Here is a 10,693-nt window from a genome sequence, read left to right on the forward strand (position 1 = left end):
CGGATACGCCGCATCTGGGCAGGGGTGAGCAGGAACGGGACGGACATGGCGACACCTCCGCCCCGTTCAGAATCACGCCAGGCCGCGTCGGCGCAAGCTGATTAATGGGTCCTGAGCCTAGTGTCTGATTGACGACCTGTAAACCCATCTGTATGGCTAGCTCATCCGATGAGGCACAATATTTTCCAAGTAGAAATTCGAGGACGAAAACCGGGACGTTGGCGCCGACCTTGACGCGCCGAACCAGATCCTTCCGCACCACCTTCCCGGCGAAGATGCGATTGACCTTGTTGTCGAGCTCGTCCCTTATTGGCGTACTCATTCATCAAACTCCAAGCCGTACGGGAACTTCCTTGGCAGACGTGTAAAGAACCGCGTCTGTTTCGGCGTCTAGTATTTGGATGCGTACCGAGGTGACGGTGTCGTCGGTCAGGATGAAGCCGACGTTCGCACGCTTCCCGGGCTCAAGGGTGAGACGTCCATCTTCAAGCACCGCACCAACCGCGACGCCCGCCTTAGCGACGATACGTTCACCTGCCAGCACCACTGGTCTAACGGTCCGCGCGGCGTCGAACAGACCCTTGCCTCCGCTTCCGAGCTCAATGTGGAGAGAGAAAATCCGGTTTGTTACCGCATCAAAGTCGTGCGTGACGGTCACTGCGTTCTTCTCGGTCAACGCTGGTGCACGGGCCTTCAGCTTCACGGTTAGAACGGGAATGACCAGCTCCTGCAGCGATGCCCCCCCATGATGGTAGGCAAGGCTGCCGCCCGCCTTGAAGACCGACGTGCTCGCGGGCACCACGACGTCGAGGTCGGACGCGTAGCCAAGTCTGGCGCCCTGAACACGGATGCTGCCTGGGGGTGTGGCGCCGCCGCGACCGATCCAGCAGCGGCGGTGTAGGTCAACAGTGTCACCGCCAGGCGCCTCCAGACGCATGGCGGCCTCACGGTCTGCAGCGAAGAACAGGTGGCCGTGGTCTGCGGCAACCACCACATCCTGGATGCCGGATGCGGCGAGACGCTGGAGGCACCGCGCTATGTCCTCGACGGCACGCTCCATAATCGCGCGTGCGTAAAGCGTGCTCGAGTTCTCGCCAGCGCCGTCGATCTCGGCCGAGCGAATGATGACCACCTTGGCGTCGGCGATCTTCTTCTGGAGGCTCTTCGCATTGCCCGACAGCGCCTCATCGAGCGACAGATCGACCACGCCTGGGACCTGACCTCGGACGAATGACTGCCGCGCCGACAGGTCCGGCAAAAATGATCCGCCCACCTTGGCGCCAAACCTGGCACCCTGCGTCGCGATCGAAAAATCTGCAGAAGCGCCCGGTAGAAGGGCTGCCATGCCAACAGGGGTAATGGAAGGAAGAGCCGCAATCGCTGGCCGGATTCGTACTTCTCCGAACCGCTCGATGCGCTCGAACAGCTCAATGCCGATCTCGTAGCGCATCGCGTCAACCAGAACGTATGCGACGGGGCGCGCGCAGGACACGACGACCTCAGACCAGATGCGGGTCTGATGCAGGGTGTCGGGGACCATCCATCCGTCTTTATCGAGCGCCTTTAGGAAACCCTCTGCCATGCGGCGGACAACGTCGCCATAGATCGCTCGGACACGAGCCAATGCGCGCTCGTCCATCTCCTCGTCCACCTCGGGAGCGATGGTCTCGAGCCGCCGCTGCGCGCGGTCCAGGCGATACCAGCCCTGGTCAGTATCCACATACCGCTGGACCCAGTCTGACGATCGATCGTTTGTCGCCGCGATCGTCACACCTGCCCGCGTGGCCGCCAGGCCGACTTCAATCATCAACCTGCACGCTTGCCACAGCGTCTTTCGCAGTACGTCGCGATCGATCCAGAAGCTGTTCTCACGGCCGCCCAAAAGAGCGCGCGCCTCCTCGAACTGATCAGCAGCGACCAGCGCGAAGCAGGCGGCAAGGACGGATCGCTCTTCAAAGCGGAAGGTGTCGATAGCTCCGAGAGTCCCGCCCTGGAATGTCTCTGCGAGCAGCCCGAGTTCCCCTTCAACTCGGTCGGCGAGCCCGATGTAGGTTTCTGGGTGCCGCTCACGAAGGCGTCGCGCCACCTCCCGGACGGTCTTCTCCTGGTCCTTAGACTCAAGCCCCTGAACCTGCCCTAGCGGGCCCCCGGAGGGCGCTTCGCCAGACAGATCCAGACGGAACTCGTTGGCAAGAAGGTGGCGTGCCGTGATTGCCCTCATGCGAGGAAGTGCAGCGTCGTCAGGCAGCACCAAGCCAATCTTCGCGCGGATGATATCGCGCAGCTCACCCACGGCGCCCTTCGTCTCGATCTCAGCGTCGCGTCCCGCTTCCGCAATCCAGGTGGCCAGGATCGTCTGGCTATCGGCTCCGCCGAACATGCCCCTGAGCAGCGATGGCAGGCCGACCTCACCGTCATCGGCTGCCATGCGCGCCAGATCTGAATAGGTAAGCGTCTCAGCCCGGAGCATCGCGTCGATGGCCACATCGGTTGTGCGCCGGCGCAGCACGTTGCGGGCATACTGCCGCAGCGCAGGCGGGCGGTAACAGGTACCCGCCTTCTCCAATTCCATGAGCAGGGAGCCGTCGTCATCCCGATCGCAACCAGGGACGTAGATGACGGTCTCCTCCGGTGTCTCACCGTCGGTGATCGGTTCCACCGCCAGGCGAACCTGAAAAAAGGAGCCGTTGAACACGCAGAGCTTCGCTGGGCGTGTGCCGACCAGCACTGGCACGAGGATCCCTGGCGGGGCGTTGCCCGAAAGCTCGGAAAAGAAAGGCCGCAACTCCTCGCGCGGGTCGTAGATGACCACGATGCGGCGATCCTTCAGGTATCCGGCAATCTGCCCAGCGATGTAGCCATGTAGAGGGTGCGACGGGGGAGTGACTGGTGCGGCCATCATGCTGATCTCACCCTCCGTTCCCGCCGCGCCGAGCCCGGCGCCACGGGTGATTCAAGGAAGGCCTTGAGCGCAGCCTTCATCGCGGGCCTATCGCGCTCCGCAAGCGCGATCTTGACCTCTTCCTCTGGTTCTCTGAGCCGGCGTGGACCAGCAGGCGTGTTGAGCCAGAACCACCGCGCGAGGTCGTGACCCGCGGCAAAGGCATGGTCGGTGAGCGCCCGGGCCAGGACGCGACGCGGGTACAGGAAGCGCGCGAGGGGCTGCTCGTCCAGTCGACCAATGTCCAGGTCAGCCCACCGCGTTTCCCAGGCCGCGGCGTTCCCGACGGTGGCACAGAAGGCGTCGAGCACTTCCAGGTCCGCCTCGCTATGCCGAGGCCGGTAGCGCTTGAGCAGAGCGGCGAGAGCCCGGTCGTCGAAGCCGCGTGCCGGGAGCGGGAGTCCAAGGCCACCAAGTAGGCTTGGCTGGGCGCGAGCTCGCCGCAGCACACGATCTGGCCACAAGGCCAGCGCTAGAGGCGTATCGTCGTGCCGACCTGACTTCAGGTCCACCCACCATCCTGCCTCGCTCTGCTGCTCGATGTGCTGCTGTGCGAAGCGCTTGAGGTCGATCACTGTGGCGCGAAGGGATTCCGAGAGGAGGCCGTCCTCCAGGTATCGCATCGTCGAATCGATAGCGCCTCGCTGCCGCCAACGCCGATCGAGACCTTCGACCCAGAAGGCATCCTCAAGTTCATGTGCAATAGCGAGGCTGCGATCCATCGCGCATTTCGGCACCACACGCTCTGGCCAAAGATGCATGGCCATTTGCGCCCATTCGTATTTCTCGTCGATAAGATCATCCCATCGGGATTTGAGCTCACGCTGCCAGGCTCTGTGCTGCGGAGCCAGCCGCCAAAGCGGCGCCATCGTCAGAACTACACCGTCGTCAAGGAACGGGCTCCATAGCGGAGCAACGCGACGGACTTCTTCGAGCATCACGCGCAGGTCCTCGACAAGCCGTTCTTGCGCCTCAACTTCACGGCGCTTCGCGGCCGAAAGGTGAGCCGCAGCCCCCGCGCGCAGGTCGGCCAAGCGGTTTTCTTCGTGGGCCAGCTTTGGCGCGACCACGTCGGTCTGCAGTTCAAACAGGCTGTCACGCGTGACGCGGTGGGCGTAGAGCCAGACGCTGTACTGCCCCGAGGGGATGCTGAGTTGCCAGTAAATCGGCGCCCTGCGACCGCTCCTCGAGTAGCGCTTCAAGTGGTGCTCGAAGAAGACGTCCATCAGCCACCCGCGTAGACCGCGGGCACCAGGGGCAAGCATCTTGGTTGCTTCCTCCCAACGCGCCTCGGCTTCGCGGCCAAAAACCTCGCGGAAGACTGTTTGTACAGCGGCCGTAAGATCGTGTGCGTGACCTGGATCGTCCACCAGGATACCGCGCTCCGGAAAGTCGATCGGGTAGCCGATGGGGGCACGCCTACAGGGTAGTCCGTCGTCCCCCGTAAGCATGGCCGGCGAGCAAGCCGGGAGCGACCCAAAAGGCTTAGGCATGCCCGGTGGCAAGCGTGCGCCGTTAGCCAGACTGAGGTCAAAGCGACCGAAAGCTACACCTATGGCCCAAGAGACAAGCTCGGCGGTGAGCCCGGTCGGAGCAGCAGTTTCAGTGTCTTCCTCGTCGCCGACATCCGTACCTGCTTCTTCTTCGGTCTCCTCGGCTTCATCCTGAGCTTCGGAAGCTCCCCCAAGGTCTTCGATCACCGCATGTCGATCCTCGTCACAAATGCCGAAGAGCTTGAAACAATGCGCGTCGATCTCCTCCACGATGGAAGCGGATTCTACCTCAGTGGCACGTACGCGCGCCTCCCATGCGCTGGCTCTCTGGGCCAGGCTGCCGTGACACTGCAGCAGCGCGGGAAGAACAAACGCATGCGACGTTTCCACCCGAGTGTCGAGCGCGCGACTGAGGGACCATGCAGCTTCCGCAAGCGCTGACAGGCGCGCTCTGATTGCCGGGCTAAGGCTTGGAATGGGGAGTGGTAGTCTCTGCAAAACGCCAACGACGAACTCTGGATGGCCTCGACGCCCCAAGCACATCTTGAATAGCGAATCGAAAGAAGTTGAGGCGGTGAGTGCAAGAATCCACATCAAGTCTTCCGAGGGTGCTTGGATCACATAACCTCGGGCGCTAAACACGCTTCCCGAAGGGAGTACGCTGGGGGAAAATTTGGCCGCTCGTAGCGGCCAGGTAAGTCCTGGATTTCCCATGAGGTCGGCGCATTCGACGGTGGACGTCTCTCTACCCGCCCGTCCCAGGTACCCGGGAAGCGTGCGCTGCGACCAATCCCAACGAACGACACAGACGGGGTCCATAAAGAAGGTGCGGGCTGAGCCGCCTTTCGCGTACGTGGCCCACCGCTCCGGATAAGCTCTTGGCGCAACTTCCCACCATGCGCGCACGTAACGCATGTCATTCGACGTAGTGAGACCCTTCCTCGCTATTCTTCCGTCCGATTCGAAAGGTGGCAAATTTGTAAACAGATTTCGAAGCCGATCGCTAACCCAGTATGAAAACGGCGAGCGCGGTACGGCTGAGAAGCAGGTGGGGTTCAGCTCAAACCGTTGCCCGCCAAGGGTACTGCTGTGGTTATTTATTACTTGAAGCAAAGCGCCCCGTTTATCTTCGGCTTCAAGCACCCGCAGGAAGACGGTTCTCACGACGCCTCCTCCTGGCATTTTTCCAGGCAGTACGCAGCGACTTCGACCATGGCGCTATCCAGTACACCGTAGCCAAGGTCAGCGAAAACCACCGGAGGAGCTTCCTTCAGTAACACCTCTTCGCGCCATTGATGAAAACTCGACAAAAAGAATCCTGTGCGCGAAGTTATCGCGCCGAGTAAGCCGCGCGGGCGGAGCAGTTCCACGCCGCGCTCGACGAAAGCGGCGTAGATATCGTTCTTTGTGCGCGGATAGCCTCGCTCAAACTCCGACTTAGCGGCAAGGCTACCGGCACCAAACGGCGGGTTCATAAGCACCACGTCAAACCGCCACCGCAGCAGCTCGATTAGCGCGACCCCCTGTGTTGCGTCATCGACAAAGAGGCGCCGGCGTGTCGCCGCGCCGCCAGTTGCCACCTCCGCAAAAATCCCGAGTGCGTCTGCCATGCGCGCCTCGGCCTCATGGAAGAAATCGTCGTCATCGATCCCGGAAAGATCTAGCGCGCTTTGCCGTTGTGTCGGCTCGAGACCAGGGAGGAAGCCATTCGGCTCTTGCTGCTGACGAACGAAGGCTGCGCGCGCTTGCCGTAGGTCCTCGGCAATCGCGTCCTCCACACGCAGTAGCGCTCCCAACTCCCCGGCCAGGCGCATTTCGTCGACCATCTTCCGAAACAGATCACGCAACAGCGGCGGCTCGATTCGACCGGCAAACTCATCCACCAGGGCCCGATCGCCTGGCATAGGCTCTGCCACCACGATGTGCGTACGACGTACGCGTGGACGTGCCGCGGCTCTTACGCCGGCATTTCCCCACGCCCTCTGCGCCCGAAGCCAAAGCGCAAGTGCGGCGATCTGGGCGCAGCGTGGATCTATGTCCACGCCATGCAGGTTATTCTCAAGGATCAAAGTCGGCAGTGCTCGCCGGAGATCATCTATCGTCGCGTAGTCCTCTCGCAGCGTCCTTCGTGTGACGGAGCTCTTGGCCGGTTCGCCCGGCTCATCCCATTCTTCCTCGTAGATCTCGATCAAGAGGTCGAAGGCATAGAGGAGGAAGTGTCCCGAGCCGCAGGCAGGGTCGAGGATGCGCAGGTCGCGCGGGTCTTTCTTCGTCCGGGGACCGAGGTCTTCGCCCTCTGGCCGAACGAGATACTCGCAGCGTCCCACCAGCCGCGAGGAGCCGCCGCGCATCTCAAGCCACATTCGGCCAAGCGTGTTGTCTACCAAGAACTGCACTACGTAGCGGGGTGTGAAAAACTGGTTGCGGACCGCAAGCTCGCGGCTGTTACGCGGTGCCTGACTTTCATCGCGCATCCGCCGGCGCTCGTCTTGGCCGTTGAAATACTGGTACACCCAGCCGATCGTCTCGTCTTCTGCCCAAATGCCGGCCAGATTCTCTGCGTTGAGCACCGCTAGCAGCGCGTCAAGGGTCTGGCGCCTGGGCCAAAGCGCAGAAGCCGGATCGCGTCGATCGAACAGAACCTTCACCTCGGTGGAAAGCTCGTCAAACACGCACTCCAGATAGAGGCGGTATCCCCCGCCATCGGTCAGACGCATACCCGGTGCTAGCCCGCAGAACTCGGCGAAGCCGGAGGAAGCGTCACCGCGCGTGACACACTCCTGCACGAGCGCGCGCGCTTCCAGCATCTTGAGTGCGACAAAGCGGTTCAGCGTCGTGAAGGCTGCGTCGCGGAGGTAGTCTGCCACTGCCTCTGCCGGCTTCATGCCCGCTGCACGTTTATGATCTATGGCAGCCACAATGCGATCGCGCAGCGTCTGCTGCCGCGCCGACAGATGCGGACCGCCGTGCGGCGGCACCCGCCCGTCCGCCATGATATCGTGGTCGCCCTCAAGCTGCTCGCGGAACTCCTCCTCCAGCAACCTACGGGCTCTCTGAGTGGCGGTCTGAAGAGCGCCTCTTGTATCCTTGTCCACTAGTTGCGGCTCATCGAACGATGATCCTTTTGCCTTCGCCGATCAGCCGAGAGAATGCGTCCCGCAGTCCGGCGATGGCCTGGTCAAGCTGCTCCTCAGTCTCGATGCCGCCCGCAAAGAAGGGCGCAACGGAAACCGAGGCCAGCCGCTCCCCTTCGAGCAGCTCATGGACCCTTGAGATAGCCGCAGACAGGCGTCCGGCGCAGGCCTCGGTCTCCGACCGTAGATGAGCCAAATTCTCCGGTGCCCCGGCCCGCTCCGCACCCTGGCGCAAGGACCGCGAGACTTCCTCTTGCTGGGCCACGTCCAGACGCTCCCAACCCGGAGTCGCGTGCAGCACTTCGAGTGCGGTGAGGTGCGCGCCAACCCGAGCATCCAGTGCTTCTCCGAGCCGGCGTTGGAACTCCGCATCGATCACGGCGGCCGACTGATCGATGGTGGCCAGGTCGCGAAAGAAGGTCTCACGCTGGATGAGGTCTGCCAGGTCGGTTCCGCGGGTGGCGATCATGGGATCGAGGTCGGCTTCTCCACAGAGTGCCGGCATCCGGGCGAGTGCAGCGCGCGCCCGCTCGATATCGCGCAGTGCTGGCTCGGTCAGTACCTTGTCGAGCTCACCCCCCCGGTGGATGGCGTCCTTGATGGATCGGTGGCCGGCAAGGAAGGTCGAGATTGAACTTTCATCGCCAGCCTTTCGGATCGCCCGCATCTGGCTCAGCGCATTGTCGAGCATCTCCGTACCGGGCAGCCGCGCCTCTCGCAGAATCCCGAGGACGCGGCCGAGCGGCTCCTCGTGGCGCTCCACCTCGGTGCGAAGCTGAGCCGCGAGAGTCGAGGCACTCAGCTCCCGAATCTCGTTGCCGAAGGTGTCGCTGAAATGCGTCGCGGCTTCGGCAAGGACAGCAAAGTCGATACCCTTTTTGGGGCGGAAATTGGCCGAACGGAACAGGTTGTTGTTGGTGAAGCATTCCTTGGCCTGGACGGTGGTTGCTGATTCGATCGTCTGACCCTTACTCACCGCCTCCACACGGCCGGCCCGCAGCAGGCAAATGGCGAAGAGACGCACGGCCTCGAGGTCCCAGCCAAACGGCGCCTTGGCGAACTCATCCTCAAGAAACTTGCCGGTCGCCTGCTCGCCGTAGTTCGCCTTGGCTTCGATCTGTCCCATGATCTCCGATAGCGGCGCGAAGTCCGTACGGAACACAGGCTTTCCCTTTTCGTCACGCAGCAGATTGAGCTGCGCGAAGACAGGGGGAAGGCCGGAGAGATTTGCCGCGGTAAGCAGCGCGTCCAGGCCCTTTCGGATTTCTGGAGCCTTGGCAGAGGCCTCCTGGAAACGGTCGTAGACTGTTGGAAGTGCCTGACCGAGTACGGCCGATGCAGCCCTCCCGACATCGGTCACTGTCGGTTCGGGGGAGCGGTCGTTGCCTCGGAAGAAGACCTGGCCAGATAGACACGCTGTCCGGAGGCGCCGTCTCAACTCGTCCTGATGGCGCTTCTGGCGAACCTTCTCTTCAGCGATCAGCGTGGTCTCGTTCGCCGTCACTGCGCCGCGCGACTTGCGCTCGATCATTTGGGACGAGCGGTACGCCTCGCGCGCCTCGCGCTCGATATCTTCGTCGAGCGTCGCGACCCAGAAGACGCTCTTCTGTTCGAGCTGACTGCGGCGCCGAACTTCGTCCGCGAGCTTCGCGGCCTCCGCCGCATCGTCGGCGAGTTGCAAGTTGAAGGTGATATCGCCCGCAACGGCTTCCGTGCCGTTGACCATCAAACCAGCACGAAACTGTTTGGTATCACCCAGGCTGAAAACTGGTTGTGGAGTCCAAAAGCCACTCAAGATCTCGGTGAGGATCCGCTTCCGATCTGCGCCCCTTAGGTCGATCCCGGTACGGGTCTGATCCCAGTCATCTTCGGCGGGAGTCGGTATGCGATAGCCGCCCTCACCCAGACGCACCATCAGCGCCTTCTCGAGCTCGGCTAGAGCCTCTTTGACCGCGGTCAGGCGAGATTCTCCGTCGACCTTATCGAGCAAGGCGGCGGCAATATTCTCGGGTGTGCGATGAACTGTCTTCACGAACTGAAGCAGACAGACGACCTTCGCCACCGCCTGCGCGTCTGGGTGCGAAACCCGCTGCGGAATGGATGCGATCTTGGCGCGGATGTCGGACGCAATGTTGCCGTCGATCAGATCATAGACGTGATCCAGCCGAACGAGGGTGCCGGTTGGCTTTTCGGCAAGCTTTGTTAATGGGTTGATGAGAAGCTGCTGTGCGAGCTTGATGATCGTTCGGTTCGCACCGCCTACGTGCTTGCTGGCGCCGCCCTGTGTGCGGAGACCAGAGACGATGTCGATGATTAGGACAATTTGGTACGGCAGGAGCGGGTACAGGTCCACAAAAGCCTGCCGCCCCAGGTCCGGAAGGGTAATGTCGGCGGTGAGCCTCGAGTGTAGGGCGAGCCTGGCGCGGTGCTCGTCGAAGAGGCTCCCCAGCTCAGCTTCCGCCGCAGCGTTCTTGCGCAGTACCCGCTGACTGGTCACCTCAGAGATGTCTGACGGCTCGAGGTGAACCTGCAGCTCCTGCGGGAACCGATCCATTAGCCGGGCCAGCTCGATCCGCTTATCGTCGAGACCACCGACGAGCTCGTTGAGCTTCTCCTGTGACGTGACCACGATCCAGTGTTTGCCGCGCCCTTTCACACCGAGCTGCTGCACGATCGCCTGCAGGTCGAGCATCTTCTGCACGTCGCGCGCGACAAACTGGCCGACCTCGTCCACGACGAACATCAACGAGTTGCCCGGCTTACGCCGCTTCATTAGCTCGACGATGCGGTCAGCGAGGCGGCCGGGCGTAATGTCGAGCTTTGGGCGGCCGCGAGCCCAAGAGTCCTTCTGCGGAAAGACTTCGGGCATCATCAGATGGAGCGTTGCGCTTGCCTGACCCAGCGCAAACGCGAGCATCCCCTTCTCGGCGCTCCACGCTTTTCCATGCAGCTTCTGGAAGGCCGCCTCAAACTCGGTGAGACGCCCCTTTGCCTCGAGGTCAATCTCTAGGCTCAGGACTCATTGGCCGAGCCAGAAGATGACGATGGCGGCGAGTGTGACGGCGCCGAAGAAGATGGTGGGGCATCGGTCGTAGCGGGTGGCGATGCGGCGCCAGTCCTTGAGG

The 10,693-nt window shown here is 62.2% G+C and carries 5 protein-coding genes and 1 pseudogene; all 6 read right to left on the bottom strand.

What is annotated here, in order from left to right; genetic code table 11:
- Positions 1-322 (bottom strand): anti-phage BREX system Lon protease BrxL (locus JJI54_RS31635; RefSeq protein ID WP_318987620.1); only part of this gene is annotated, 322 nt, incomplete at its 3' end.
- A 3-nt stretch (positions 323-325) separates the two neighbouring features.
- Entirely contained in the window at positions 326-2,812 is a 2,487-nt protein-coding gene (locus JJI54_RS31640) for a PglZ domain-containing protein (RefSeq protein ID WP_318987621.1), read from the bottom strand.
- Between the two features lie 86 nt (positions 2,813-2,898).
- Complete coding sequence (locus JJI54_RS31645) at positions 2,899-4,704, bottom strand: hypothetical protein (protein WP_203077447.1); 1,806 nt, start codon at positions 4,702-4,704, stop codon at positions 2,899-2,901.
- A gap of 890 nt (positions 4,705-5,594) precedes the next feature.
- Entirely contained in the window at positions 5,595-7,475 is a 1,881-nt protein-coding gene (locus JJI54_RS31650) for an Eco57I restriction-modification methylase domain-containing protein (RefSeq protein WP_203077449.1), read from the bottom strand.
- Positions 7,476-7,539: 64 nt separating this feature from the next.
- Positions 7,540-10,584: a BREX system P-loop protein BrxC gene (brxC, locus tag JJI54_RS31655; protein ID WP_203077454.1), complete on the bottom strand. Its 3,045-nt coding sequence runs from the start codon at positions 10,582-10,584 to the stop codon at positions 7,540-7,542.
- A gap of 3 nt (positions 10,585-10,587) precedes the next feature.
- Positions 10,588-10,693: pseudogene (locus tag JJI54_RS31660) on the bottom strand (IS5/IS1182 family transposase); the annotation flags it as partial.

Source organism: Falsiroseomonas ponticola (assembly GCF_016805305.1).
GTDB classification, from domain to species: Bacteria; Pseudomonadota; Alphaproteobacteria; order Acetobacterales; family Acetobacteraceae; genus Falsiroseomonas; species Falsiroseomonas ponticola.